The following is a 25,343-nucleotide window of genomic DNA, read 5'->3' on the forward strand; positions in this document are numbered from 1 at the left end:
ACCGAAGAGAGACAACATGTTCCCGAAGTCCCGGAAGGCAGCGGCGGCCGCGGTCGGCGCCGTGCTCTGCCTCGTGCTCGCAGCATGCGGTGGCAACGCCGGCGGCAGTGACAAGTCCGGCTCGCTGAGCGGTGCCGAGCAGCAGGCGATCGCCGACGCCAAGGCCACCTACGACGAGTACCGCAAGCCGCGTCCGGCCGAGGCCGTTCCCGAGCTGCCCTCGCCGGCGCCGACCGGCAAGAACTTTTCCGTGATCACGTGCAATTTCCCGGTCTGCAAGTCGACGTCGGACGGTGCGGTGGCCGCCGCGGAGAAGCTGGGCTGGAAGGTCACCGTCCTGCAGGACGACAGCACGCCGCAGAGCTACGTGTCGGTGATGAACCAGGTGGCCGCGAACCCGCCGGATGCCCTCGCCTATGTGCCGGTGTTGCCGGACTCCTCGGTGCAGGCCCAGCTGGACAAGCTCAAGGCGGCGGGAACGAAGATCGTCGAGATCGCGCCGCTCGGGGAGGCGGTGGGCGCCGGTGGCGCGGTCCAAGGGGTCGTACTGGGTTCGAAGGACCTGGCCATGAGCGGACGGCTGATGGGTGCCGCGGTGGTCGCCGATGCGGGCGCACCGGCCAAGGCGGTGTTCGTCTGGGATCCGTCGTTCCGGGACGGCTGGAGCCCGATGAAGAAGGCCTTCGACGACGCGATCTCGAGCGCCGGCGGCACACCGGACGTGCTCGAGGCTGCGCTCGCCGGGATCGGCAAGACGGTACCGGCACAGATCGTCAGTTACCTCCAAGCACATCCGGACACCCCGTACGTCGCGCTCGGCATGGTGAACTACAACGCCGGCCTGAACGAGGCGCTTCAGGCGGCCGGCCTGCTCGGCAAGGTCAAGGTGATCAGCCGGGCCGCGAACTCCGCCACGCTCGGCGCCGTCAAGTCCGGCAAGGAGTGGGCGTCGGTCGCGATCGAGCTCGCCGCGTGCGGCTACCGGGCCGTCGATTCGCTGGTCCGGCTGATGATGGGCCTTCCGCTCGGCGACCGCGCGAACGTCGCCGGATGGCAGCAGATTTTCGTCAAGGACACCGTGCCGCCGACCGGTGCGCAGCCGGAGCCGCCGGACTATGCACAGGCCTATCACCGCGCCTGGCACGTCGGATGAGCACCGTCCTGACCGTCGATGCGCTGTCGAAGACCTTCCCGGCGCAGAAGGCACTGGACAACGTCGACCTCGAACTGCGGGCCGGTGAGGTGCACTGCCTGCTCGGGCAGAACGGGTGCGGCAAGTCGACCTTGATCAAGATTCTCGCCGGATACCACGCGCCGGACCCGGGATCGCGAGCGACGCTCAACGGCGAGCCGTTCCCGCTCGGCAGCGCGGCCGCACGCGCGCAAGGCGTCGCGTTCATCCACCAGGACCTCGCCTTGGTGACCGAGCTCGATGCTGTCGACAATCTGGCGCTCGGGTCGAGCTACTCGAGCACGTGGTGGGTTTCGCCGCGGCGGGAACGGAAAGCGGCGGCCGCGCTGCTGGCCGAGTACGAAATCGACATCGACCCCCGGCGTCCGTTGTCGGCGGCCACTCCCGGCGAGCAGACCATGCTCGCCATCGTGCGGGCAGTGGCGGCGACCGGCAGCGCACCCACGCTGCTCGTACTCGACGAGCCGACCGCGTCCTTGCCCCAGCACCAGGTCGAGCAGCTCTTCGCGCTCGTCCGGCGGTTGCGGGACCAGGGGACCGCGGTTCTCTACGTGACGCATCGGCTGCGTGAGGTGTTCCAGCTCGGGGACCAGGTCACCGTGCTCCGCGACGGCAGGCGGATCACCACGCAGCCGGTCGGCGGCGTCGACCACGACGAGCTGGTCCGGCTGATCATCGGACGTGAGCCGGCGCAGTTCGCCCCGCCTCTTCCCGTGGCGGGAACCGAGGTACTGCTGGAGATCTCGGGGGTTGCCGGTGATCAGGTCGCGGGGTTCTCGGCGGCGATCCGGGCCGGGGAGATCGTCGGCGTCGCGGGCCTGATCGGCTCCGGGTACGACCAGGCTCTCGGGCTGACCTTCGGTGCCCGGAACCGCGGCACCGGCGACGTGCGGCTGCGCGGGAAACCGGTGCCGCCGGGCCGTCCCGACCGGGCGATCGAAGCCGGAATCGGTTATGTCCCGGCCGATCGCAAGCGCCTGTCGACGATTCCGAAGTGGACCGCACGCGAGAACGTCACGTTGCCCCGGCTGCCGTTCCGAGGTCCGGGCCGCTGGCTGGGTGCCCGGCTGGAGCGGCACGAGGTACGGCCGTGGATCGAGCGCCTCGGCGTGACCCCGGCCGATCCCGACCGGGAGCTGTCCCTGCTCAGCGGTGGCAACCAGCAGAAGCTGGTGCTGGCGCGCTGGCTCCGGATGGCCGCGGACGTCCTGCTGCTGGACGAGCCGACCGCCGGCGTCGACGCCGGTGCCAAGGCCGCCATCTACGACGTGCTCGCCGGAATCGCCGCGCAGGGCCGTGCGGTGGTGCTGTCGTCGTCCGACGCCGAGGAGCTGTGCGCCGTGTGCGACCGCGTCCTGGTCATGCTGCACGGCGTCGTCCGCTGCGAGCTGGCCAAGGGCGATCTGTCCGTCGCCCGGATCCTCACCGAGACGATCCGCGACACCGATGAGGAATGAGGACTCGATGACCGTGGAAAAGCAGCTCGCCGTGGCCCCAGCGCCGTCTCGTCCCGGCCGGATGGCGAAAGCACTGGGTCGCCTGCCGCTCGGGCGCTACAGCGGCCTCCTGCTCTGCGTCGCCTTCGTAGTGTTCTTCTCGATCCGGCTGCCGGACACCTTTCCCACCATGGCAACGGTCACCAGCATTGCGGGTGACCAGTCGGTCACGATGGTGCTCGCACTGGGCACGCTCGTCACCCTCGCCGTCGGGCAGTTCGACCTGTCGGCCGCGCAGAACCTCGGCACGAGCGCGATGGTGTGCAGCGCGCTGATGGTCAACCATCAGCTGAGCCCGCTGCTCGCGGTGGTGCTCACGCTGCTGCTGGCGCTCGGCATCGGACTGGCGAACGCCACTTTCGTCGCCGTGATCGGCATCGACAGCCTGGTCGCGACCCTGGGCATGAGCTCGGCCCTGCTGGCGATCGCGGAGCTCGTCTCGAACTTCCAGTTCGTCGGACCGGTCCCGGCCGGTTTCCAGCAGATCGCCAACCACGAGGTACTCGGCTTCCCGGTGATCGCGTTCTACGCCGTGCTGCTGGGCATCGTGCTCTGGTACGTCCTGGAACACACGCCACTCGGCCGGCGCGCCTTCGCGGTGGGCGCCAACGCCGAGGCCGCCCGGCTCGCCGGCGTGCGGACCAAGCGGTACATCGTCGGCTCGTTCGTGGTCACGTCCCTGCTCGCCGCCGTCGGCGGAATCCTGGTGGCGGCCAAGATCGGCAACGTGGCCCCGACCCTCGGCCCGGCCTACCTCCTGCCGGGCTTCGCCGCCTGCTTCCTCGGCACGACCCAGGTCAAACCCGGCCGGTTCAACGTGTGGGGCATGGTCATCGCCCTGCTGCTCCTCGCCATCGGTGTGAAGGGCTTGCAGCTCATGGGAAACCAGCTGTGGGTGACCGACCTCTTCAACGGGGTCGCACTTCTGGCCGCGGTCAGCGCGGCGGTCCTGAGCACGAAATGGATCCCACGCCGGCGTGCCTCGCCCGACTGGAGCGGTGCGCTGCCCGACAAGTGACCCGGTGTCAGAGCAGTTCCCCGCCGAGAATACGACCCAGCACCGACAGATCGAGGTTCCCACCCGAAGCGACAGCGACCACCCGGGCCCCGGCGAACCGCGGATCCTCACCCGCCGCCACAGCGCAGCCCGCCGCGCCCTCCACGATCACATGGCAGCTCTCCGCAACCCGGCGCACCGCGCGGGCCGCTTCCTGAGGGCTCACCGTCACCACGCCGTCAAGCAGTTCACGCGCCGCTTGCCACGACGCATCCACCACGGCAACCGACCCGATCCCGTCCACGAAACTCGGCTGGTACGGCACCTCGACCGGCCGCCCGGCAGCGAACGCGGCGGTGAGCGGCGCGCCCGTGGTCACCTCCACGGCGTAGACCCGCGCGCTCGACCCGTTCGCCTTGAGCCCGGCTGCGACGCCGATTGCGAGCCCACCGCCGCCCCATGGCACGAGGACGACGTCGAGGTCACCGGACAGCTCACCGCCGATGGTCGCGTTACCCGCGATGACGTGCGGGTTCAGGAACGGGTGGATGAAGTCCACGCCTGGGTCGGGGGACTCGCCGGACGTGGCCAGCGCCCACAATTCCTGGTACGAGACAAGCTGCACCTCGGCCCCGGCCTGCCGGATCGGGGAGATTTTGGCCTCGGGAGCATGTTCCGGCGCGTACACAATGCAGCGGCGCCCCGCGCGTTCGGCAAGGTACGCGACGGCTTTGCCCATGTTCCCCGCACTCACCGTGGCGAGCGGTTTCTCCTCGGTGAAGGAGTGGAACGCTGCGGTGGCGCCACGGATCTTGAAGGAACCGGTGGGCTGGAGCGCTTCCATTTTCATCCGGATACCGGTCCCGGGCAGCGGCAGGATCGGGGTGCGCAAGGCGTTGTCGTACACCACCCGGGACGCCTGTTCGATGAGGTGCTCGCTGGGAATCAGGTCCGCCACCTCCACAGAATGTCCGATTCAAGCTATCGCGAAGATGTGCGAGCCAACAGCCGCGGGAACCCGTACCGGCACGAGGGTTTTCCTTATCGGCGCCGGGTTCGCTCTCGGTGAACTGCGGGATCGGTTCACCTGCGTACCGCGTTGCGCAGGTATGGAGAACAACGACGCCATGGATGTCTACTCGGCGATCGTCACGTCGGTGGCCGCCCAGCTCACCCCGCGGGTGGCGGCGTTGAGCATCCCCTCGGCACGGGGCGAGTCCACCGGATCGGCGGTCGTGCTGACCGGCGAATCGCACCTGGTCACCAACGCGCACGTGGTGGCAGCCGGGGACCACGGCACGGCGGAGTTCGCCGACGGCACGGTCGCGCGGTTCGACGTGGTGGGCCGCGACCCGCTGTCGGACCTCGCGGTCGTCCGGGCCGACCGCGAGGTACCCGCGCCACCCGACTACGGGGATGCGGACCAGCTGCTGGTCGGCTCGCTCGTCGTCGCGGTCGGGAACCCGCTCGGGCTGGCCGGGACGGTCACCGCCGGGGTGGTCAGCGCCCTGGGCCGCAGCATGCCGGTCCGCACCAGGACCGCCGCGCGGCTCATCGAGGACGTCATCCAGACCGACGCCGCCCTCAACCCCGGCAACTCCGGCGGCGCACTGGCCGACAGCCGCGGCCGGATCGTGGGGATCAGCACCGCGGTCGCGGGCGTCGGGCTCGGGCTGGCCGTGCCGATCAACGCCACCACGCACCGGATCATCCACGCCCTGATGCACGACGGCCGCGTCCGCCGGGCGTACCTCGGCCTGGTCACCACGCCGGCGCCGCTCACCCCGGTGCAGGCCGAACGGTTCGGGCAGCGCACCGCGTTGCGCATCGTCGAGGTGATCGGCAACAGCCCGGCCGCCCACAGCGGACTGAAATCCGCCGACCTGGTCCTGGCCGTCGACGGAATCCAGCTCGGCGACGCACAATCCCTGCAGAAACGCCTCTTCTCCGACGCAATCGGGCAGCCGGTGGAGGTGACGGTGCTGCGCAGCGGCGCGCTGGTCGACGTGATCGCGGTCCCGGAGGAGCTCACCGACTGAGCGTCAGCACCAGTTTGCCCTGCAGGTGCCCGCCGTCGAGGACGTGATGGGCGTCGGCAATGCGGTCGAACGGGAACGTTTCCTGCACGTGTACCCGGAGCTTGCCCTCTTCGACAAGGTCGGCGAGACCTCGCAGCGCAACCGGATCGGGGTCGACCGCGATGCCGCTGAACCGCATCCCGGCCGCTTCGAACCTCGCGATGAGCGCGGTGTCCTCGTCGGCCACTGCGGTGACGAGATGGCCGCCGGGGCGGAGTACGGCGAGCGAGCGTTCGGCGGTGTTGCCACCGAGGGTGTCGAGTACGAGGTCGACGTCGCCGACTGCGGACGCGAAGTCGGTTTTCCGGTAGTCGATCACCTCGTCGGCGCCGAGTCCTTCGACGAACTCCCGCCTGCTCGCGGTCGTGATCACATACGCCCCAAGGGCTTTCGCGATCTGGATGGCGACGTGGCCGACCCCGCCGCCACCGCCGTGGATCAGCACGCGATCGCCCGCGGTGACGCCGCCGAGGTCGACGAGCCCTTGCCACGCCGTCAGCCCGACCACCGGCAACGCCGCCGCTTCGACGTGTGTGAGCGACGGCGGCTTGCGCACCAGGTGCAGCGCGGGGGCGGAAACGAGTTCGGCGTACGCGTGCGCCGGCCGGGGGAACAGCGGCATCCCGAACACTTCGTCGCCGGGCCGCCACCGCCAGGTCATGGCCTTTTCGACTACGCCGCTGACGTCCCAGCCGAGGACGAACGGCGGCCGCCCGAGCAACGGGAACTCACCGGCGCGCAGCCGCGCCTCCAGCGGGTTCAGCCCGATTGCCTTGACCCGGACGAGGACTTCGGTGGGCAGTGGCCGGGGCTCGGGTGCGTCGGTCAAGCCGAGCACTTCGGGACCGCCGAGCTTCTCCTGCGTGATGACTCGCATGACTCTCCTGGTTCTGGGTGGGAGAACGCCCAGATTAGGGACCCGACAGGAACCGCCAGGTACCTTTGGTGCCATGAGCAGTCCCTTTCTCGCCGACTGCCCGGCGCGGCTGGCGGTCGAGCTGATCGCCGACAAATGGACGGTGGTCGTGCTCGCCGGGCTCAGCCGGGGTCCGGTACGGCACGGCGAGCTCGTCGACCTGATCGGCGGCATCTCCCGCAAGGTGCTGACCCAGACGCTGCGCCGGCTCGAGGCGCACGGGCTCGTCCGCCGCCGCGCGTATCCCGAGGTGCCGCCCCGCGTCGAGTACGAGCTCACCCCACTGGGCGCGACGCTCACCGAACCGATCCGCGTCCTGACCGACTGGGCGAACACGAACGGCGACGCCGTCCTCGAGGCACTCGACACCGGCCGCCGAACCGAACCGGGTCCGTCCGTCCACAGTGGTCACTCAGCCGGCGATCCCGGCGGTTGGCAAAAACCCGGCCCGGCGCTACGGTAACCGGGATCGCCGCCTGGGGTGGGCGTGCGTCGTCGGAGGGGGAGACGATGTCGGTGAGCCGTGCGGGGTACCGGTCCGTGGTGGTGGCGGCGAGCGTGGTGCTCGCGGCAGTGCTGCCTTCGGGTGCGCCCGCTTTCGCGAGCAGCCGGGTCTGCACACAGTACTTCTGCAACGACACCATGGGCGACGCCGAATACTTCGGTTACGTCAAGGCGTCGAAATTGGCGACCATGCAGGTCGGCGGGGGATACATCTACGGATTCTTCGAGGTGTTCAGCGGAAAGGACAAATGGGCCGGACCGCGGACCACCAGCCAGAGCACGACAATCGACCCGCCGGGCTCGTACCACGTGAAAAAGGGCGGCCTGGTCTGTCTCCGGTTCTTCCACCGCGTGGGCACCGGATGGCAGGAACTCGGCCCGCCTGCTTGCACGACCTCGCCGTTCTGACCCGGCTGCCGGGCATGAGCGCAACCAGCTGCTGATCTTGTAACGCCTTTCCGGGCGGCGCCTGGGCGATGACCTCCGTCGTAGTGATCCGGATGTTTCGCAGACGGGGTACCGCCGCCGCCGGTTGCCAGACCTTCGCGCGTCCCGGACCGTCCACTTCGGACCGGCGGGCGCGCGTCTTCTCGCTGTGGTCAGCGGTGCGACACGATGAGGCGGAACCCGGCGTCCCACTGGTCGAGGCCGAGTACATCGCGGTGACGTTCGTGCCATCGGCCGCTGTCCAGGTCGCGGCGGAGGTGGCGAATCCCGCGTCCGACCGCGGCGGGGTCGGTCTGGGCGAGTGCGGAGCAAGCGCGGCGGACGCGCGGGTCGAGGTAGGCGGCCGGGCGGCGCCAGTAGGCAGGGAACACTCCGTCGGTGAAGTCCCAGGGCAGCGGCAATGGGACGACCGTGTCGGCGCCGAGTTCGTGGGCGATGTCGTCGGCGGAGGGCCGCATGCGTTCCAGTTCGGCGATCTCGGGTACGTATTCTCGGACGAACCAGAACTCGGTGTGCCGATGGGTGTCGTACGCAACGACCACCTGCCGCGGCGCGATGCGGCGGAGTTCGGCGAGCCCGGCTCGCCAGCCGGTCCAGTGGTGCACCGTGAGCACCGCGAGCGCGGCATCGACGGCGCGATCCCGGACGGGCAGGGCTTCGGCGACTGCGCGCACCGCGGGACCGGCGCCGGGCGGCCGCTGCCGGATCATCCCGGCCGACGGTTCGAACGCGAACACCGTTCGATCGCGCGGTTCGTAGGAGCCGGTACCCGCGCCTACGTCGGCAATCGAGCGGGCGGTGCCGAGCGCGGCGAGGATCGGGGACATCCATCGCGGGTCGGTGCGCCGTCCCCACGAGTATCCGGTGCCGATTCCGTCGTAAAGCTCTGTTTCGCCCACGCGTTCCGCCGCCTTCGCGGAGAAGGAGAACAGCCCCGGATCGGCACTTCGGAGAATTGCCGATCCGGGGTATCCGCTACTTTGCGGTGGCCTTTTTCCCGCCGCGCTTGCGGCGGGGTGCGGCTTCTTCTTTCTGGCTTTCTTCGTAGGCGCTGACGACCTCGCCGGGAATGCGGCCGCGTTCGGCTACGGCCCAGCCGTTGTCGACGGCCCAGGCGCGGATGGCCTTGGAGCGCTCGCGGTCTTCGGCGGTGGGCGCGGTGGATGCGCCGCGGACGGTGGTCTTGCGGCCGCCGACGCGGCGGGCTGCGGCAATGAAGGTGGCGAATTCGTCGCGCAAAGCGGCGGCGTTGGCGTCGGAGAGGTCGATTTCGTACTGGACACCGTCGAGTCCGAAGGGGACGGTCTGGCTGGCGTCGGTGCCGTCGAGGTCGTCGACCATTTCGACGAGGACTTTCTGTGCCATGGCGGGTGATTCCTCCTGGGAACGAACGTGCGTCCCGAAGACCATAGCAGTGCGTCCACTGTGGCTGGTCGGCAGCAATCCGGATCGTAATTCATCCGGGAATTCACGCACCGGCGCAGGACGCATTCCCCGCGCTCAGGACAGCCCTGACTGGCTTGGTAGCTGGTTAGGATGCTAGCATTCGGGTTCTTCGTGACGCTGCTGGATCTGACAGCCGATCAACGTCGCGATCCCGAGCATGCCCCCGTCGCTGGAGAGGTCCTGCCGGTGATCGACATCCACCTCCCCGTGCCGGCCGCGCTGCTGATCGTGTTCGGCCGGATGCGCGACGTGCGCGGGCCGTGTTGATCGCCGGTGTTCACGGCGGCGCCCGTGCTGTATGCGCCGGCGCTGCTGATCGCCGCCAGAGCCGTGCCGGGGCGTGGCCGCGCTGATGCCGCAGGTGATGGCGGTCATCATCGGCACCTTCCCGCCCGCGCGTCGCGGTACGGCCCTCGGCGTGTCGGCGCCGTGGCGGGACCGACCGGCCTGTTCCTGTTCGCGGCCGGAATGGCGTGGCTGGCCTCGGCTGCGATGTACCACGTGCCACCCGCGATGGCGGAAGTGCTCCCGGCGAGATCCAGCAGTCGGTGTTTCGAACTCGGGCAGTTGCGCAGTCGCGCCGACCCTGGTGTTGCCCACCGCGGTGATCGCCGTGCGGCAGCAGCTTGGGAAACCCAAGCCCGCCAACGGTTTTCCCTCAGTCCACACGCGATTCGACGATTGCCCGGCGGAGCGCGCGAACACTGGCGACAGGGTGGGCGGCGAGGGCGCCGGTGAGCCCCGCGACGGCGCCGACGAACCCGACCGGCAGCGCGTACGCGACCCCGAATCCCAGCCATACCACCGCATTCAAGGCGGATTCGGTGACCACCGTGTACACCGCCGTGCCGATGGTGACGATCTCGAACCCGACCAGCGCCGTGACCGCCCCGACCGCAGCCGCGATAGGCGCCCTCCGGCGGCGGGCCCAGCAGAAGCCGATCACCGCGAAGTAAGGGGCGAGGAGAACCGCCGCGGCCAGCGGGAGTGGCGCGTCGGCCGCACGATTCGCATAGACCCACAACGACATCGCCCCGCCGCCGACGACCGCGGGCCCGTAGACGCGGAAACCGCCGAGGCCACCCGCCGATTCGACCCAACGCAGCCGAGTGTGCCATCGGTGGCGCAGTTCGTTCCATCGCTGCCGGACATGCCATCGGTGCCGCAGTTCGTTCCATCGCAGCCGGGCGTGCCATCGGTGCCGCAGTTCGTTCCATCGCTGCCGGGCGTGCCATCGGTGCCGCAGTTCGACCCATCGCAGCCGGACATGCCATCGGTGCCGCAATTCGACCCACCTCAGCCGGACGGCGCCGAGTGCCCAGCCCAGCTGTGCCCATCCGGTCGCGAGCTCGTCCATCTCGGCGCCCAGCGCGCGAACCCACGGGAGTTCCGTGCCCCGCCGGGTGGCCGCTCGGCGCAGCAGGCGGCGAGCCAGCGATCCGGCCACGCGGTCGAGGCGGTTCACGACAGCGCCGGTCTGGGACGTCGCTGCGTTGTCCCGCGAGTTTCCGCGGCGGCGCCGACCGTTGCTGCCGCGGCCATCCCGTCCGCGGTCAGGCGGTACAGATGCCGGGGCGGCCGTCCGGTGCGTTCCGGTTCGGCCCAGCGGGTTTCCAGCCAGCCGCGCTCGGCCAGCCGGACGAGGATCGGGTACAGCGTGCCCGACTTGAGGCCGGTACTCCGGCTGAGGTCGTAGCCGTAGTGCCAGCCGTCGGCGTCCTGCAGGAGCTGCCGCAGGACGCCGACGGTCTGCGGAGACGCTGCCCTGGTCCGTGGCATGCACTAACTCTACATATGTCGGACTAGTACGGCAACAATCCTCCCCTGCGTCCTGGACGTAGCCGTCGATCCCCACGCCGGAGGTCGATGCCCAGCAGGCTGATTTCGTTTGCTGCGCGGCGGGGGAGGAAATCAATTTCCCGGTGGTGGCCAGAAACCGGGGGAGCACGGTCGAGGTGTGGCTGCGGGGCCACGCCACCGCGAGGTCGATGTGCGGTTCCGCAGTGGTCAGCGGACGGAGCACGGCGCCACTGATGTGGATGTACCGCACCGAAAGCGGACGCCGACCCCGGCAGCGACGAGGCTGGTCACCACGGACGTCTCCGCCGCCTGCTGGGCCAAGCGGTGCCGCTCGGGGAGCAGCAACCCCGAGGCGTTCCCGGCGCAGGACCTCCACCGCCAGTTCCGGCGCGGTCACCGGCGGGCGCAGGAAGGCCACGTCGAGGTCGCCGGAAAGCAGGGCGGCCACCAGGCAGGGGTCAGCATCTCGCCGTGCAGCACGAGTTCGACGTCGGGCGCCTCGGCCCGGAACTCCCGCGTGAAGCTCGTACGTGGCCGTGCCGGTGAGCCCGACCTGCAGGCGGCCGGTTTCCCCGCGCGCGGCCCGAACCGTGGCCTCGACTGCTTCGTCGACCGAGGACAGGATCGCCCGGCTGCGCGCCGGCAGCTCCACGCCCGCGGCGGTGAGGTCGACCTTGCGGGTGGTCCGCTCGAACAGCGCCGCGCCGATTTCGTGCTCGAGCCGCTTGATCTGCTGAGTCAGCGACGGCTGCGTGACGTGCAGCAGTTCGGCTGTCCGGTTGAAGTTCAGCTGCTCGGCGAGCACCGTGAACGCCCGCAAGCGTCGCAATTCCACGCGAGGGCTCTGACTCCGTCCCGGACCGGCAGCCCGGTGATCTTCGCGTACCAGCCGGAAAACGAGCCCCGGCTGTCGATCCCGGCGACCTGCGTACCTGCCTCGGGCACTTCGCCACCGGCGTCACAGTGGTGACGTGCATTGAAGGCGGTCAGGTCTACGGGCTGACCGTGAACTCGTTCACCGCCGTGTCCCTGACGCCGCCGCTCATCCTGGTCTCCATCGACCGGCGGGCGAAGGCACTGGAACGGTTGCGGAGCAACCGGTTCACGGTCCAGCAGGCTGCGCACGCCCAGCACTAGGAGGGCGCCGACAGTCCCCGGCTGAGCGGTTGCCTCGCGTACGTCGAATGCTCGCCGTGGCGGGACTACGACGGCGGCCACCACGTCCTCTTCCTCGGTCTGGTACAGCAGATCGAGTGGGTGAAGTCCTGGGTTTCTGCCTCGGCGGCACCCTCGCACTGGACCTGGCGGCAACCGGAAGCGACGTGGCCACGGCGTGCTACTACCCGTTTCCGCGTGGTTTCGGCAATCCGTCCGTCACCAAGGCGCCGCGGCCGGTCGACCTCGCCGAGGCGATCCGGTCCCCGGTGCTGTGCCATTGGGGGGACGATCATCCCTACACGGCGTACGTCCATCCCGGGGCAGGGCACGGTTTCCTCGCCGGGCTGAGCGAGCAGAACGCGGACTCGAAGCCCGCCCGCGAGTCCTGGGCGCGCACCGACGCGAACCTCGGGCAGGCGCGGTGAAGGACACCACGATCGCCGAGGTGCAGGCCTCGATCGTCGACCTGCCCAGCAGGCGGACGCACCGCTTCGCCGTGACGACGATGAACCACCAGAGCATCGTCGTCGTCCGGATCCGCACCGCCGGTGTCCTGGCGGGCATCGGGGAAGCGGTCACGCCGGGCGGCGGCGAATCGGTGGAGACCATCGTCGACCGGTACCTGGTGTCGCTGCTCGTCGGCTTCGACGCGGCCGAGATCGGGCGCGCGGTCGATCGGATGGACAGCCTGGTGGTCGCCGATCCGGTCGCGAAGGCAGCGATCGAGACCGCGCTGTGGGACCCCCATCACCGGGGCGTTCAGTGCCGGGCCTGCGCCGGAGCTGATCGACGAACTGACGGAGAAGCTCGAGGCCGGGCACCGGTCGTTCAAGTTCAAGATGGGCGCGGAACCGGCCGACGCGGACACCCAGCGGGTCGTGGACATACTGGCGCACTTTCCGGCAGGCTGCGAGGTTTTCGTCGACACCAACGGCCGCTGGTCGGAGCGCGACGCCTTGTGCTGGCTGCCGATCCCGGTGATGGCGGACGAGGCCGTGGCCAGCGCATACCAGGCGCTGGACCTGGTCAAAGCCGTTGCGGTACAAGCGTTTGCGGTGAAAATCCCGAAATGCGGCGGACTGGGTCGCGCCCGCGAGATCGCCACGATCGCCGAAGGCGCGGGCCTGTCGTGCTTCGGCGCCGCGACACCGGAGAGCTCGATCATGGCGGCCATCGGAACCATGCCCGACCTGTCGCTCGGCTGCGAGCTGTTCGGCCCGGCCCTGCTCGTGGACGAGGTCGTCGAAGAGCCCGTGCACTTCGCCGGTGCGGACCTGGTGACCCCCACCGGCCCGGGCTGCCGGGAGATCTCGGCCCTGCCCAGACCGACGAGCTCCTTGCGGCGGAGCGGGAGTACTCGCAGGAACTGCAGCGCACCGGCGGGCGGAAACATTGGTGGCCGGGAAATACGAGAGCGTAAGCGTTTTCGAGGTGGCCGACAATGCGGAGCTGCATTCGGCGCTGTGGAATCTGCCGCTGTTTCCCGATCTGGTGATCGAGCCCGCACCCTTCGGTGCTCAACGCTTAGCCCTCGTCGCCGGTCCCGAACTCCGGCGGCGCCTGCAGGTCGTACGCCCGGAACAGCACGGCGTGCTCCACCCCCATCGCCTTGCCGCTCATCGCAGCGAACTGCGGGATGAAGTCCGCGGGCGCGGGGTGCTGCGGGAGCGCGGCCAGGTACTCACCGTGCGCCTCCAGGGACGCAACGCCACGGCGGAGTGGCTCCCCGGTGACGTCGACGCCGTGCGTGGCGCCGGAGCCGGGCATCCCGGGTACGAGATACCACCGCACGTCGTGCGGCTCGTGGTCTTCCTCCGGGAAAACCCACTGGTTGCCCGCGTCGCGGATCGCGTCGAGGGTGGCGAGCCCGGCAGCGCGGTGGTCGGCCTGGTCGAAACCGTAGGGAGTCTCGACGTCGTACGCGGTGCCGAGGACGACGTCGGGCTTGAAGCGGCGGATCTCGTGGCAGATGTCGCGGCGCAGGTCGAGGCCGTAGACGAGCACGCCGTCCGGATGTTCGAGAACGGTGAGGTGCTCGACCCCGACGGCAGCACACGCGGCCCGCTGCTCGGCGACGCGCAGCCGGGCCGTCTCCTCTGGCGGGTTGGGCATGCCGGCCTCCCCGCGAGTGAGCAGCAGGTAGCCGACCTCGATGCCGCGCGCAGTCCAGCGGGCGACCGCGGACGACGTGCCGTACTCCATGTCGTCCGGATGCGCGACCACACAGAGCACACGCTGGAACGATTCCTCAGGCAGGGCAGGCAGCGTCATGGCGGTCATTCTTGCGTGCTGTCACCTGAATGGCCACCGATGCCATGCTCGACGGCGTCGAAGGCGCGGTTCAGGCGCTGCCGGTGGGTGGTGGCGAGGTCCGCGAGGTCGTCCCCGGCGAGGCGGCGCCGGACGGTCTCGACGGCGACCGTCCGGTACGCGGCGACGAGCAGGGCCGCGGCCAGCGTGCTGTCGCCGTCGAACGCCGGGCCGAGTTCGGTGGCCAGCTCGGCTTCGATTTCGTGCGAGAAGGCCCGGAGCCGGGCGATCAATGCGGGTGACGCCGTGATGGTCCGCATGATGGGTTCGATGTCGCCGCTCAAGCCGGAGAGCACGTGCCGCTCGTCGGCGAGGGTGAGGGCGGCTCGGCGGAGGGTTTCGACGGCGCCGGTGCCGTCCGGCCGCTCCCGGAGTGCGGTGCGGACGAGGTCGGCGATGTCGGGCAGCCGGTCGAGGAGGAGGTCTTCCTTGCGTTCGAAGTGGGAGAACACGGTCACCTTGGACACCCCGGCGGCAGCCGCGACCTGGGCGATCGTGACGTCGTCGAAACCGTGTTCCAGGAACAGTTCCGTGGCCACTTCCGCAATGCGCGCCCGGGTCTTCGATCCGCCGCGATCTCCTCGGTTCGGCATGGGGCAGGGGACTCCTTCACTGCGGTGGGCACTGGCCGGTCAAGATAGCAAACACCCTTACCGGGCAAGGAGTTCCGGGCTTGCGGGGAGTTGCCAGGCGCCGCCGCGGTCCTCGGTCGAGAAGCGGGCGACGAGGTCAGGGATGCGCAGCGAAGCTGCCAGTCCCGACGCGGTGAGGAAGGCGTTGATCCCCAACCGGGTCCGTGGCATCCCGAGGCGCAGCAGGCGCGGTTTCACCGTGGCCTGGATCTCGTCGACGAACGGCCGGAGGATCGTGTCGTAGTTCGCGAGCGCCCGCGGCAGATCACCGGGACGACGGTTGATCTCGCCAGCAAGAACGTACGCCCCGACCAGGCCACCGGAGACGCCCATGCCGCTGTAGGGGGAGGCGCAGTGCGCAGCATCGCCGACGAGGGCGACGCGGCCTTTCGCCCAGGTGTCCGTGCGGACCTGCACGACCTCTTGGGAGTAGAAGCTCTCGGTGGTTTGCATGCCCTCGATGAACCGGCTGGTCTGCCATCCCGCGTCGCGGAACCGCTTGGCCCAGAACGCTTTCTGGCGTTCGACCGGTTCCCGGTGGACAGCCGAGGCCTCCGCCGACGTCTCCCGCAGCACGAAATACACCTGGGTCTCGTCCGGATGGTGGCTCCGGCGCATGATCATCCGCCCGCCGGGGGCGAGATACGTATCCCGGATGGCACTGTCCGACGCGATCCGTGGGACGAACCAGTACGACATGTGGATTCCCGTCCGCCAGTACGGTTCCGGCTCCCCGGGCAGAATGGCACGCCGGATGCGCGAGCCTTGCCCGTCGGCGCCGACCAGCAGGTCGAACTCGCCGGAAGTCCCGTCGGAAAAGTGTGCGACGACCTTGTCCTCATCCTGCTCGAAGCGCTCCACGGTGGTCCCGAAGCGGTATTCGACTTCGCTGCCGGTGGCATCGTGCAGAAGGCGGACGAGGTCGCCGCGCATGATCTCGTATTCGGACGTGAGGCTCTGGCGACCCTCGCCGGACGTGTTGGCCATGATCGTCGCCCGAGCCTTGCCCCGGGCATCCACGAACGCGACGCCACGCTCGTCCACCAGCTTGCTCTTGACGGCGTCGAGCAGCCCCATCGCCGTGATCGCGTCGATGCCCTGCCCCCGCAGGTCGACCTGGGCACCAGTGGCCCGCAACCCCGGAAACCGCTCGACGACGACCACCCGGTGACCACCCCGCACCAGCCAGAAGGCCAATGCTTGCCCAGCGATCCCCCCACCACAGACGAGAACGTTCAGTGCGCGTGTTCCGGAGGTGGCTGTCATGGCACCGATCCCCTTGTTGCCGTCGTTATACTTACTCAGTAAGTTTACCAGATAAAGTCAACGATCAGGGGAGAAGAGCATGACCTCGCCAGTACCGTCGCGTCCGGTCTCGATGTCGCGTGACCGCTACGGTCCGGGCCCTGACCTCGCCGACCGGGCCCGGTCGGGCAGGCCGGGCCAGGTCGAAACCGGTTTCGGGGGAGCTGCCTGGCTGGTCACCCGGCATGCGGACGTGCGTGCCGTCCTGGGCGACGCGGCCCGGTTCAGCAGCGAGAACCTGGCCGCTTCGAGCGGGGGGCAGCTCGCCGGCGCGGCTTCGTTCATGGTGGGCCAGGACCCGCCCGAGCACACCCGGCTGCGCCGGCTGCTCACCCCCGAGTTCACGATGCGCCGCATCCGCGCGCTGGAGCCCCGGGTGCGGGCCGTCGTCGGCGAGGTCCTCGACGACCTGCAGAACGCCGGTCCCCCGGCCGACCTCGTCGCGGGCTTCGCGTTGCCCGTTCCGTCCCTGGTCATCTGCGAACTCCTCGGAGTTCCCTACGGCGACCGGGAAATGTTCCAGCATCTGTCGTCGGTTCAGCTGCGGCTCACTGCGTCACCGGAAGAACGAACCGAAGCATTCGACGCGCTTCGTTCGTACTTCAGCGACCTTGTCGAGCGGCATCGCCGCAGTCCGGGTGCCGACTTGATCGGCATGCTGATCCGCGAACACGACACGGACCTCAGCCACGCCGAACTGCTCGGCATCGCCCTGGTACTGCTGATTGCGGGACACGAGACCACCGCCGGCACCCTTGGCGCGGGCACCGCCCTCTTGCTCGAGCACCCCGATCAGCTGGCCGCGGTCCGCGACGAGCCCGAACGCGTCGACGACGCCGTCGAGGAACTGCTGCGATTCCTGACCCCGGTCCATTCCGGCCTGCCCCGCACCGTCATGGCCGACACCGTCGTCGGCGAGCAGGCAATGCACCCCGGCGAGGTGATCGTCGCCTCGCTGCCCGCGGCCAACCGCGACCCGGAGCTCCTCCCGGCCGCAGGCGATTTCGACATCACCCGGAAACCGGTCCCGCACGTGGCTTTCGGGCACGGCATCCACCACTGCATCGGCGCACCGCTGGCCAGGATGGAAATCCGGATCGCGCTGCCGGCACTGCTCCGGCGCTTTCCGAAGCTCCGGCTCGACGTCGATCCGGCGGACCTCCGCTTCCGCACCATGACAGCGGTGCACGGCGTCGAGACACTTCCCGTCGCCTGGTAGATCACCTGGCCAGGCAGTCGGCAAGAAGGTCGACCTGGTTCGGGTCCGGGTCGTTCGCGGTGAAGATCAGTTCGTCACAACCGCTGCGTTCGAAAGCCGCGACGGTGGCGTGGATCTGGCCGGGGGTGGTGAGTGCCGCCGCGATCCCGTCGTCGATCCACTGCTGCCCGGCGAAGGCGTAGTACGCGCCGATCGCTTGGGAGACAGCCACCTTCGCGTTGGGGCCGAGGGCGAACATCGCCGAGACTGTGACGTGCGGCTTGCCGGTGCGATGGTGGGCGGCCCAGGCGCGGTGCAGGCGGGGGAGGAACTCCTGGACGTCGGACACCGCCGCGGTCCCGGCGACCCAGCCGCTGCCCCGGGTCGCGATGCGGGTGAGGGTGGCCTTGGACGTTCCGCCGAACAGCAACGGCGGACCGCCCGGGGTCGCGGGCCGCAGCTCGGCCGGGGTGCGGCCGCGCCAGGTGGTTTCAATGCGGTCGAGCAGGGCGGTGAACTGCGCGCCGCGGGTCGGGTAGTCGACGTCACCGGCAGCGTAATCATCCTGCCGGAACCCGGCGGCCAGCCCCAGGCGCAAGCGGTTCGGACCCGCGAGATGGTCCAGCGTGGCCACCGCCTTGGCGAACAGCGCGTGATTACTGCGCAAAGGGGCCAGCAGCACGCTGGTCAGCAGGTTGATCCGGGACGTGGCGCCTGCCGCAGCGGCGAGCGTGATCAGCGGTTCCGGCGTGGACCACAACAGCCGGTCGTTCACCGCGAGGGTGGAAAACCCGCGGGCCTCGGCCCGGCGCGCCCATTCCACGAGAAGGCGGCCGTCAGTCCACGGGGCGTGGCCGGGCAGTCCGATTCCGATGTCCATGTGTGCTTCCTTGTCTCTATTGATCCGCGAACAACCGGCGCAGCACCTCGGGCGGCTGTACCCCCGAAATCGGGCTACCGCCGTCGATGACCAGCGACGGCACACTGGTCGCGCCCCGATCCGCGGCGTCGCGCTCGTCCGCCCGGACGCGCGTGGCATAGGCGTTGCCGGCCAGGACTGTCATTACTTCGGCGGCAGGCAGCCCGGCCCGCTCGCCCAAGCGCTGGAGGACGCGCGGGTCGGCGATGTCGGCCCCGTCGGTGTGGTAGGCGACCAACAGGTGCTCGACCATCACGTCGGCCCGCCCGCGCTCGGCGGCGAACTGGAGCAACCGGTGCGCGTCGAAACTGTTCACCGGACGGGCGAGATGCAGGTTCAGCGCCAGGCCCTCGGCGGCCCCGAGCGCCCGGAGGTCCGCGATCCGCGCCGCCGCCGCGTCGCCCCACCAGGCCGGATCGGCCATCTCCTGCGCGGCCGTGCGGCCGGGAACCCGCCCGAGGCGCGGATCGAGCTCGACGCTGCGCCACCGCACGTCGACCCGCATCCCCGCGCGCACCGTGTCCAGGCGCCGCTTGCCGATGAAGCTCCACGGGCACAGCACGTCGGCATAGACGTCGACCCGTCGCATACGGTTGACACGTGAACTATTCACCCGTGCACGATACGAAGGATACGATTCACGTGTCAACGGTTGCGCGCTAAACTCCCGGACCATGAGGGCGACCGAGGACCAGACCACCGCGTGGCGTGCGCTGTACCGCGCGGACTCCCTGCTGTTCGCCCACCTCAACAACCTGCTGCGCGACAAAGCCGAGATGACCTACTTCGAACACGAGGTACTGTCCGCGCTGGACCGGGCCGGTGGACCGCTGCGCATGGCCGCCCTCGCGGACGAGCTGATGATCTCCCGCAGCGGAGCCACCCGGCTGGTCGGCAAACTGGAGACGAAAAACGGCTGGGTGACGCGCACCCTGTCGGCCGCCGACCGCAGAGCCACCTGGGCCGAACTGACCCCACCCGGCCGGAAAGCCCTGGCGGCCGCGCGCCCGGTCGTCGACGCCGTCGTCGCCACCTACTTCGCCGACCACCTGAAACCCGCCGAGCTACGCCGGATCGCCGACGCACTGCACCGCCTCGCCGACGCCAACCCCGGCACGTCGGATTTCGACTGCGGCCTCTGACTCGCGCAACCGGGCCTTTCTCAGCTGATTCTTCTCAGCTGATTCTTCTCAGGAAAGCCTGAGGGTTTTCCACAGGCTGTTCATAAGCACGGCCGCAATTCTGGGCTCATGACCGAGAACGAGAGCCGGCCCGGCCCCGCTACCCCAGGTGGGCACCAGCCGCACCAGAGCAGTGAGCAGCACGGGACGAGCCCGTTCACCACCGGCCCGGCCCAGCAGGGGAGCGGTGGGCAGACGGGCTCGCCTGCGCCACACGGTGCCCAGCCGATTCCGGCCACGCCACCGGGTTCCCGAACGAGTCCGGCCGCGCCGCAGGGCGTTCAGCCGACTCCGGCAGCGTCACCGGGTTTCCGAACGAGCCCGTCCGCGCCGCAGGGCGTTCAGCCGATTCCGGCAGCACAGCGTGATCCACAGCCAAATCCGGCCGCGCCGCGCAGCGGGCAGCCGATTCCGGCCACGCCACACGGTGCCCAGCCGAATCCGGGCGGCCCGTCCATTCCGGCCACGCCGCCTGGCACTCAGCCAGGTCCCGGCGAGCCGCGGAGCGTTCAGCCGATTCCGGCCACGCCACACGGAGCCCAGCCGATTCCGGCCGCACAGCAAGCAGCCCAGTCCATTCCGAACGCGCCGCACACCACTCAACCGACCGCCGCCGCGCAACACCGCACCCCGCCGATCGGGCAACCGTCACCCATGCCGGGCACACCCCACTCTCCGCCACCCAACCCGCACTACCACTACCCCCCAACCCCGCCCGGCCAACCGCCCGTAGCCCTCGCCGCCCCCCGCAAACGGCCCGGCCGCCTGACCGCGATCGTCAGCGCCACCGCGCTCGCCGCCGCGCTCATCGGGGGCGGGACGGGCGCCGCAATCGTCGGGCTGACCGGCGGGAGCGCCGGGTCCGCCACCACCTCGTCCTCCTCCGCCACCGGCCAGACCGTCAGCAACACCACCTCATCGGGGGACGTCAGCGCGGTCGCGGCGAAGGTGGTGCCCAGCGTCGTGCAGGTGAACGTCGCCACCGGGCGCGGCACGGCGATCGGGTCCGGCGTCATCCTCACCCCGGACGGCCGGATTCTCACCAACGCACACGTAGTCCAAGGCGCGCAGAGCGTCACGGTCACCACGTCGGACGGCAAGAAGTTCCAGGCGCGCGTCGTCGGATCGGACACCAAGAGCGACATCGCCGTCCTGCAGGCCGAAGGCGCGAGCGGCCTCACCGCCGCGACGCTCGGCGATTCGAGCAAGCTCGTCGTCGGGCAGCAGGTCATTGCGATCGGGTCGCCGGGCGGGCTGCAGAACACCGTCACCACGGGCATCGTCAGCGCGCTCAACCGGCCGCTTGCCGACGTCGGCGGCGGTGGGCAACAGCAGCAGGACTCGCCGTTCGGCAGGCAGACCGCCAACGGCACGTCCGGCCCGAGCTACACCGCCATCCAGACCGACGCCTCCATCAACCAGGGCAACTCCGGCGGCGCGCTCGTCGACGGCAAAGGCCAGGTGATCGGCATCAACTCCGCGCTCTACAGCCCGAACTCGTCGGCAGGCAGCGTCGGGATCGGCTTCGCCATCCCCATCAACGACGCGAAGAAGATCGTCGACCAGATCGTCAACGGCTGAGCCAGGGCGGCGGACCGTGGTCGGGGCGGCCCGCCGCCGCTCCTCACCCGATCGGGGCGGTGAGGAACCAAGCCGCTCTCTCCGGGAATTCGGGGCCCGGGGAGAGCGGCTTGTCACGCGTCCGGAAGCTCGTACGTGAGCGTGAACGTGTGCTGACCACCGTCGTCGACCACGATCCCGGCCGACCCGGAGATACCGCGCAGCTCATCCGTCCCCGAGCCGGGGAGCAGGAGCAGCGACAGGCCTTCGTCGCCCGCGGTGTGCCGCAGCACGAAAGTCCCCTTCTTGCCGTCGACAGCGCCCGAGAAGCGCTCGAAAGCGACGTACGCGCGCGAAGTCTCGTTCGACGCCGTCAACATCTCGACGCGACTGGTCCCCTCGAGCGCACCCGTGAAGGTCTTCGCGATCACCACGCGCGCGAACGCGGTACCCGCGGCTTCGTCCTGCTCCTGCGGCTCCCACGTGTCCAGCTCGAACGTGGCGACGGCGGTGCTGGTCATAACACTGCTCCTGTACTGACGGCTGCTCGGTCCCGGACAGTCAACCGCCAATACCTGCCATCTCCTGTCAGGTATCTCACCGGCGCCGGTTGCCGAACAACCCGCGCGTGATCTCCCGTCCGAGCGCACTCGCCGCCGACCGCATGAACGACTTGACCGCCGGATTGCTCATCGCCTGCGAAATCAGCCCCGGCTCGTCCTTGTCGGCCGCAGCCGACGACGGTGCTGGCGCTGGCGCAGACGGGGCTTCGGGCGCGTCGGCCGGAGGCGCGACCTTGGCCGCCAGCCTCTCGTACGCCGACTCCCGATCGATCGTCTCCGCGTACTTCGCATGCAGATCCGACGAAGCGACCGCCGCCTGGATCGCCTCCGCCCCGATCGACCCCATCTTCGACCGCGGCGCCCGCAACCGCGTCCACGCGACCGGCGTCGGCGCCCCGCGCTCGGACAGCACGGTGACGACCGCCTCGCCGATCCCCAGCGACGTCAGCGCCGATTCGAGGTCGTAATGCGGGGTCTTCGGATACGTTTTGACCGTCCTGACCAGGGCTTTCTGGTCGTCCGGCGTGAACGCGCGCAGGGCGTGCTGCACCCGGGCGCCGAGCTGCGACAGCACGTTGTTCGGGATGTCCGTGGGCAGCTGCGTGCAGAAGAACACGCCGACGCCCTTGGACCGGATCAGCTTCACCGTCTGCTCGATCCGCTCCAGGAACGCCTTCGACGCGTCCGAGAACAGCAGATGTGCCTCGTCGAAGAAGAACACGAGCTTCGGCTGGTCGAGATCACCTTCCTCGGGCAGCTCCTCGAACAGCTCGGCCAGCAGCCACATCAGGAAGGTGGAGAAGAGCGCCGGTTTCGACTGCAGGTTGTCCAGTTCGAGCAGGGTGATGACGCCCTTGCCGTCCTGCTGGCGCATGAGGTCGTGCACGTCCAGCTCCGGCTCGCCGAAGAAGTCCTCGCCGCCCTGAGCCTCCAGATTGGACAGTGCACGCAGGATCACGCCCGCGGTCGCCGCGGACACCCCGCCGATGCCCTTGAGGTCTTCCTTGCCCTCGTCGCTGGTCAGGTGCGTGATGACGGACCGCAGGTCCTTCGTGTCGAGCAGGGCGAGGCCGCGCTGGTCGGCCCAGTGGAAGATGAGGCCGAGCGTGGACTCCTGGGTCTCGTTGAGGCCGAGCACCTTCGCGAGCAGCACCGGCCCGAAGCTGGTGATGGTCGCGCGGATCGGCGACCCGGTGCCGCCCGTGCCCAGCGACAGGAACTGCACCGGACCGGCCGCGGGCGTCCAGTCGTCGCCCAGCTCCGCGGACCGTTTCGCGGTGCGGTCGTTCGCCTCGCCGGGCGCGGACAGCCCGGACAGGTCGCCCTTGACGTCGGCGAGCACCACCGGCACCCCGGCCGCGGACAGCTGTTCCGAGATCAGCTGCAACGTCTTGGTCTTGCCGGTGCCGGTCGCGCCCGCGACCAGCCCGTGCCGGTTCAGGGTGGCCAGCGGCAGCCGCACCGCAGCCGACGCCTCGGTGGTCCCGTCGATGACGACGGCGCCGAGCTCGACCGCCGCCCCGTCGCTCACGTATCCCTTGGCGATCTCCGCCGCTGCTCCCGACCCCTGCTCGGCCACTGGCCGCACCCCGTTCCCGAGTCCGAAATCACGCTGGCTGCACTGGCTGACCGAGCGTAACGCGCCGGAAGCGCAGGTGACGCGGCTGACATCCCCGTGTCGGGTTAGGGTGGTGCGGGTGACCGACCATCTTGTCTGGATCGACTGCGAGATGACGGGGCTGGACCTCGGCAAGGACGCGTTGATCGAAATAGCCGCGCTTGTGACCGACGCCGACCTCAACGTGCTCGGCGACGGCGTCGACATCGTCATCCACACCGACGACGCCAAGCTCGACGGCATGCCACAGGTCGTCCACGACATGCACGCCAAGTCCGGCCTGACCGACGAGGTCCGCGCCTCGTCGATCACGCTCGCCGAGGCCGAGCAGCGCGTGCTGGAGTACATCCGCGAGTTCGTCCCCGACCCCGGCACCGCCCCGCTGGCAGGCAACTCGATCGCCACCGACCGCGGCTTCATCTCCCGGGACATGCCCGCCCTCGACGGCCACCTGCACTACCGGATGGTGGACGTGTCGTCGGTGAAGGAGCTCGTGCGCCGCTGGTACCCGCGGATCTACTACGCCAAGCCGGAAAAAGGCCTGGCACACCGCGCACTGGCAGACATCAAGGAGTCGATCGGCGAACTCGAGTACTACCGCGCGGTCGCCTTCGTCCCCCAGCCCGGCCCGACGAGCGACCAGGCCAAAGCAGCCGCCGCCGAAGTACTGGAACGCCACCGGGGGTGACCCGGTGCAGAGTGCCCCGGGGCACCCGCTAGGATTGCTTGCAGCACGGAGAGATCTCCTGCTGCATGGTGGCTATAGCTCAGCTGGTAGAGCACCTGGTTGTGGTCCAGGAGGTCGCGGGTTCGAGCCCCGTTAGCCACCCCAGCAACCCCCAGCCCTTACCCCCCTTTCCGGGGTGGGCTGGGGTTTTTTGTTTTGTTCCCCGGTGGCCCTCCCCTGTGGCCCTCCCGAGCCGCCTTCGGCTCGCCGAACGCGGTGACCAGGGCGAACCGGAAAGGGGACCCCCCTGGAACGGGGGGAGAACGCCCTGCTAATCTTTTCCCACGTCGCCGAGGGAAACCACCGCGGCAGACAGCAACAGGCGCCATTAGCTCAATTGGCAGAGCAGCTGGCTCTTAACCAGCGGGTTCGGGGTTCGAGTCCCTGATGGCGCACCCTCACTCCCCAGGTCGTTGTTTACGCTGACCTGGGGATTTGTGCTATCCGGAGTGGTTTCGTCCGGTTGTGGACTGTCCATTGTGGTCTCTTGCGAGCCCGAGGGGAGCCCGAGAGCGCGGGCTGGGTGCAGACGCGCTTTCCGGGGGATGGCTCCGGCGAGTTTGCGTGCGGCGTCGGCGGCGACTTCTTGGGCGACGTTGGTGTAGAGGTCCATGGTGACTTTGATGGAGGAGTGGCGGAGCATGTGCTGGATCATCTTCATGTCCACCCCTAGTCAAACGGCCACCCGGCGCTCGAGCAGCCGTTTGACGTTGAAACCGGCTAGGAGATGACACCAGCTTCATGCAGCGACGTCAGGATAGCGATCCCGGACGCGCTCACGACGCCGATGAGCAGCTTCAGTACGCGGTAAGCGTCACGGCGGCGTGCCGAGCTGTTCTGGAACAGCGCAGCGAGGCCAGCACGCCCGACAAGCACGAAGAAGAGCCCCAGGAACGGGGCGACCATCCACATCAACTGATTCTCCGGGTCTTCGCACCGCAGTCGAGTTCCCGGCTGCGCTCGTTCGCGGCAAAGGAACTCAGCTGACAGTGTGACGACGGGCCAATGGCCTGCAGCTGTGCGGTACAGCTAGCTCTACCAGTCCGATGGCTTTCCTATCGCCGGATACTGATGTGATTGCCGCATACGCCGCGCCGCCCGTTCACCGCGAAGGGGCTGGAGCCAAGCGGCTCGGGAAGGTGTCGGGGGCGCTTGACGCCGGGTGGAATTGGCTGTGTCCGTGGGGTATGGCGTTGCCTGCCGTGTTGGGGAGGGTCAGTGTTGATGGGTGGTTGTGATGGTGGAGGGGCGGAGAGCGGCGGCGAGTGAGGTGGCGATCTCGGTCGTCTGTTCTTC

At 69.3% G+C, this 25,343-nt stretch carries 27 protein-coding genes, 2 tRNA genes and 3 pseudogenes; 16 read left to right on the forward strand and 16 right to left on the reverse strand.

Annotated features, from left to right (window positions below):
* Positions 1 to 16 precede the first annotated feature (16 nt).
* The 3 genes from OO71_RS08575 to OO71_RS08585 are packed head-to-tail and all read left to right on the forward strand — an operon-like array spanning position 17 to position 3,706.
* Positions 17 to 1,153, forward strand: coding sequence for a sugar ABC transporter substrate-binding protein (locus tag OO71_RS08575; RefSeq protein WP_033289054.1), 1,137 nt, complete (start codon positions 17 to 19; stop codon positions 1,151 to 1,153).
* Entirely contained in the window at positions 1,150 to 2,649 is a 1,500-nt protein-coding gene (locus OO71_RS08580; protein ID WP_033289055.1) for a sugar ABC transporter ATP-binding protein, read from the forward strand. The genes OO71_RS08575 and OO71_RS08580 overlap by 4 nt, the downstream gene beginning before the upstream one ends.
* A gap of 7 nt (positions 2,650 to 2,656) precedes the next feature.
* Positions 2,657 to 3,706, forward strand: coding sequence for an ABC transporter permease (locus OO71_RS08585; RefSeq protein WP_162186051.1), 1,050 nt, complete (start codon positions 2,657 to 2,659; stop codon positions 3,704 to 3,706).
* A gap of 7 nt (positions 3,707 to 3,713) precedes the next feature.
* Here OO71_RS08585 and OO71_RS08590 read toward each other — a convergent pair whose 3' ends face one another.
* Positions 3,714 to 4,643: a threonine ammonia-lyase gene (locus tag OO71_RS08590; protein WP_156096225.1), complete on the reverse strand. Its 930-nt coding sequence runs from the start codon at positions 4,641 to 4,643 to the stop codon at positions 3,714 to 3,716.
* A 151-nt stretch (positions 4,644 to 4,794) separates the two neighbouring features.
* Here OO71_RS08590 and OO71_RS08595 point away from each other — a divergent pair, with 151 nt between their 5' ends.
* Positions 4,795 to 5,724, forward strand: coding sequence for a S1C family serine protease (locus tag OO71_RS08595; protein ID WP_033289057.1), 930 nt, complete (start codon positions 4,795 to 4,797; stop codon positions 5,722 to 5,724).
* On the opposite strand, the gene OO71_RS08600 is transcribed toward OO71_RS08595, so the two are convergent.
* Positions 5,714 to 6,640 carry an NADP-dependent oxidoreductase gene (locus OO71_RS08600; protein ID WP_033289058.1) on the reverse strand — a complete coding sequence of 309 codons (927 nt, stop codon included), beginning with the start codon at positions 6,638 to 6,640 and terminating at the stop codon, positions 5,714 to 5,716. The two genes, OO71_RS08595 and OO71_RS08600, sit on opposite strands and share 11 nt — an antisense overlap.
* Before the next feature lie 73 nt (positions 6,641 to 6,713).
* Between OO71_RS08600 and OO71_RS08605 the strand changes: the two genes are divergently transcribed.
* Both OO71_RS08605 and OO71_RS08610 read left to right on the forward strand, forming a co-directional pair.
* Positions 6,714 to 7,142, forward strand: coding sequence for a winged helix-turn-helix transcriptional regulator (locus OO71_RS08605; RefSeq protein WP_084144797.1), 429 nt, complete (start codon positions 6,714 to 6,716; stop codon positions 7,140 to 7,142).
* 47 nt (positions 7,143 to 7,189) lie between these two features.
* Positions 7,190 to 7,591, forward strand: a complete 402-nt coding sequence (locus tag OO71_RS08610) for a hypothetical protein (protein ID WP_033289059.1) — start codon at positions 7,190 to 7,192, stop codon at positions 7,589 to 7,591.
* Between the two features lie 191 nt (positions 7,592 to 7,782).
* Here OO71_RS08610 and OO71_RS08615 read toward each other — a convergent pair whose 3' ends face one another.
* The 6 genes and pseudogenes from OO71_RS08615 to OO71_RS53285 all read right to left on the reverse strand — a co-directional run.
* The gene (locus OO71_RS08615; protein ID WP_084144814.1) at positions 7,783 to 8,457 is read right to left on the reverse strand and encodes a class I SAM-dependent methyltransferase; all 675 of its coding nucleotides are present in this window, start codon (positions 8,455 to 8,457) and stop codon (positions 7,783 to 7,785) included.
* A 148-nt stretch (positions 8,458 to 8,605) separates the two neighbouring features.
* Positions 8,606 to 8,995 carry a histone-like nucleoid-structuring protein Lsr2 gene (locus OO71_RS08620; protein WP_033289061.1) on the reverse strand — a complete coding sequence of 130 codons (390 nt, stop codon included), beginning with the start codon at positions 8,993 to 8,995 and terminating at the stop codon, positions 8,606 to 8,608.
* Between the two features lie 174 nt (positions 8,996 to 9,169).
* Positions 9,170 to 9,451: a hypothetical protein gene (locus OO71_RS49965; RefSeq protein WP_156096226.1), complete on the reverse strand. Its 282-nt coding sequence runs from the start codon at positions 9,449 to 9,451 to the stop codon at positions 9,170 to 9,172.
* A gap of 283 nt (positions 9,452 to 9,734) precedes the next feature.
* Positions 9,735 to 10,541 (reverse strand): hypothetical protein, encoded by an 807-nt coding sequence (locus tag OO71_RS49970; RefSeq protein ID WP_033289062.1) that lies wholly within the window; start codon positions 10,539 to 10,541, stop codon positions 9,735 to 9,737.
* Positions 10,538 to 10,855, reverse strand: coding sequence for a PadR family transcriptional regulator (locus OO71_RS49975; protein WP_033289063.1), 318 nt, complete (start codon positions 10,853 to 10,855; stop codon positions 10,538 to 10,540). The genes OO71_RS49970 and OO71_RS49975 overlap by 4 nt, the downstream gene beginning before the upstream one ends.
* Before the next feature lie 733 nt (positions 10,856 to 11,588).
* Positions 11,589 to 11,711, reverse strand: a pseudogene (locus OO71_RS53285) (LysR family transcriptional regulator); the annotation flags it as partial.
* A gap of 131 nt (positions 11,712 to 11,842) precedes the next feature.
* Between OO71_RS53285 and OO71_RS51540 the strand changes: the two are divergent.
* The 4 genes and pseudogenes from OO71_RS51540 to OO71_RS53295 all read left to right on the forward strand — a co-directional run.
* On the forward strand, positions 11,843 to 12,013 hold the full coding sequence (locus tag OO71_RS51540) for a flavin reductase (protein ID WP_211260463.1): 171 nt from the start codon (positions 11,843 to 11,845) through the stop codon (positions 12,011 to 12,013).
* A 116-nt stretch (positions 12,014 to 12,129) separates the two neighbouring features.
* On the forward strand, positions 12,130 to 12,459 hold the full coding sequence (locus OO71_RS51545) for a dienelactone hydrolase family protein (RefSeq protein WP_211260464.1): 330 nt from the start codon (positions 12,130 to 12,132) through the stop codon (positions 12,457 to 12,459).
* A gap of 20 nt (positions 12,460 to 12,479) precedes the next feature.
* A pseudogene (locus OO71_RS53290) lies at positions 12,480 to 12,770 on the forward strand (chloromuconate cycloisomerase); the annotation flags it as partial.
* A 103-nt stretch (positions 12,771 to 12,873) separates the two neighbouring features.
* Positions 12,874 to 13,272, forward strand: a pseudogene (locus OO71_RS53295) (enolase C-terminal domain-like protein); the annotation flags it as partial.
* A gap of 286 nt (positions 13,273 to 13,558) precedes the next feature.
* Here OO71_RS53295 and OO71_RS08650 read toward each other — a convergent pair.
* Genes OO71_RS08650 through OO71_RS08660 form a run of 3 tightly spaced genes read right to left on the reverse strand, consistent with a single transcriptional unit; the run spans position 13,559 to position 16,242 of the window.
* Positions 13,559 to 14,314, reverse strand: coding sequence for a PIG-L family deacetylase (locus OO71_RS08650; protein ID WP_033289066.1), 756 nt, complete (start codon positions 14,312 to 14,314; stop codon positions 13,559 to 13,561).
* Entirely contained in the window at positions 14,311 to 14,937 is a 627-nt protein-coding gene (locus tag OO71_RS08655; RefSeq protein WP_033289067.1) for a TetR/AcrR family transcriptional regulator, read from the reverse strand. Before OO71_RS08655 ends, OO71_RS08650 begins: the two co-directional genes overlap by 4 nt.
* A gap of 57 nt (positions 14,938 to 14,994) precedes the next feature.
* Complete coding sequence (locus tag OO71_RS08660) at positions 14,995 to 16,242, reverse strand: FAD-dependent monooxygenase (protein ID WP_033289068.1); 1,248 nt, start codon at positions 16,240 to 16,242, stop codon at positions 14,995 to 14,997.
* A gap of 79 nt (positions 16,243 to 16,321) precedes the next feature.
* Here OO71_RS08660 and OO71_RS08665 point away from each other — a divergent pair, with 79 nt between their 5' ends.
* Positions 16,322 to 17,500 (forward strand): cytochrome P450, encoded by a 1,179-nt coding sequence (locus OO71_RS08665; protein ID WP_033289069.1) that lies wholly within the window; start codon positions 16,322 to 16,324, stop codon positions 17,498 to 17,500.
* Between the two features lies 1 nt (position 17,501).
* On the opposite strand, the gene OO71_RS08670 is transcribed toward OO71_RS08665, so the two are convergent.
* Together OO71_RS08670 and OO71_RS08675 are read right to left on the reverse strand one after the other, a co-directional pair.
* The gene (locus tag OO71_RS08670; protein ID WP_033289070.1) at positions 17,502 to 18,359 is read right to left on the reverse strand and encodes an LLM class flavin-dependent oxidoreductase; all 858 of its coding nucleotides are present in this window, start codon (positions 18,357 to 18,359) and stop codon (positions 17,502 to 17,504) included.
* Between the two features lie 16 nt (positions 18,360 to 18,375).
* Positions 18,376 to 19,011 (reverse strand): DsbA family oxidoreductase, encoded by a 636-nt coding sequence (locus tag OO71_RS08675; protein WP_211260465.1) that lies wholly within the window; start codon positions 19,009 to 19,011, stop codon positions 18,376 to 18,378.
* A 61-nt stretch (positions 19,012 to 19,072) separates the two neighbouring features.
* On the opposite strand from OO71_RS08675, the gene OO71_RS08680 reads away from it, so the two are divergent.
* Positions 19,073 to 19,540 (forward strand): MarR family winged helix-turn-helix transcriptional regulator, encoded by a 468-nt coding sequence (locus OO71_RS08680; RefSeq protein WP_033289072.1) that lies wholly within the window; start codon positions 19,073 to 19,075, stop codon positions 19,538 to 19,540.
* Positions 19,541 to 20,233: 693 nt separating this feature from the next.
* Positions 20,234 to 21,160: a S1C family serine protease gene (locus OO71_RS08685; protein ID WP_051791327.1), complete on the forward strand. Its 927-nt coding sequence runs from the start codon at positions 20,234 to 20,236 to the stop codon at positions 21,158 to 21,160.
* Between the two features lie 113 nt (positions 21,161 to 21,273).
* Here the strand turns inward: OO71_RS08685 and OO71_RS08690 are convergent, their stop codons facing one another.
* Both OO71_RS08690 and OO71_RS08695 read right to left on the reverse strand, forming a co-directional pair.
* On the reverse strand, positions 21,274 to 21,660 hold the full coding sequence (locus tag OO71_RS08690) for a DUF3224 domain-containing protein (RefSeq protein WP_033289073.1): 387 nt from the start codon (positions 21,658 to 21,660) through the stop codon (positions 21,274 to 21,276).
* A 76-nt stretch (positions 21,661 to 21,736) separates the two neighbouring features.
* A complete protein-coding gene (locus OO71_RS08695; RefSeq protein WP_033289074.1) occupies positions 21,737 to 23,281 on the reverse strand; it encodes a helicase HerA-like domain-containing protein in 1,545 nt (514 codons plus the stop codon).
* A 118-nt stretch (positions 23,282 to 23,399) separates the two neighbouring features.
* Between OO71_RS08695 and orn the strand changes: the two genes are divergently transcribed.
* The 3 genes from orn (at position 23,400) to OO71_RS08710 (ending at position 24,442) form a co-directional block, all read left to right on the forward strand.
* On the forward strand, positions 23,400 to 24,008 hold the full coding sequence (gene orn, locus OO71_RS08700) for an oligoribonuclease (RefSeq protein WP_033289195.1): 609 nt from the start codon (positions 23,400 to 23,402) through the stop codon (positions 24,006 to 24,008).
* 68 nt (positions 24,009 to 24,076) lie between these two features.
* Positions 24,077 to 24,152 (forward strand) — tRNA-His (locus OO71_RS08705).
* Positions 24,153 to 24,369: 217 nt separating this feature from the next.
* Positions 24,370 to 24,442 (forward strand) — tRNA-Lys (locus OO71_RS08710).
* Positions 24,443 to 24,767: 325 nt separating this feature from the next.
* Here OO71_RS08710 and OO71_RS08715 read toward each other — a convergent pair.
* Positions 24,768 to 24,959 (reverse strand): hypothetical protein, encoded by a 192-nt coding sequence (locus tag OO71_RS08715; protein ID WP_033289075.1) that lies wholly within the window; start codon positions 24,957 to 24,959, stop codon positions 24,768 to 24,770.
* Between the last annotated feature and the right edge of the window lie 384 nt (positions 24,960 to 25,343).

Source organism: Amycolatopsis jejuensis (genome assembly GCF_000717335.1).
GTDB lineage: Bacteria > Actinomycetota > Actinomycetes > Mycobacteriales > Pseudonocardiaceae > Amycolatopsis > Amycolatopsis jejuensis.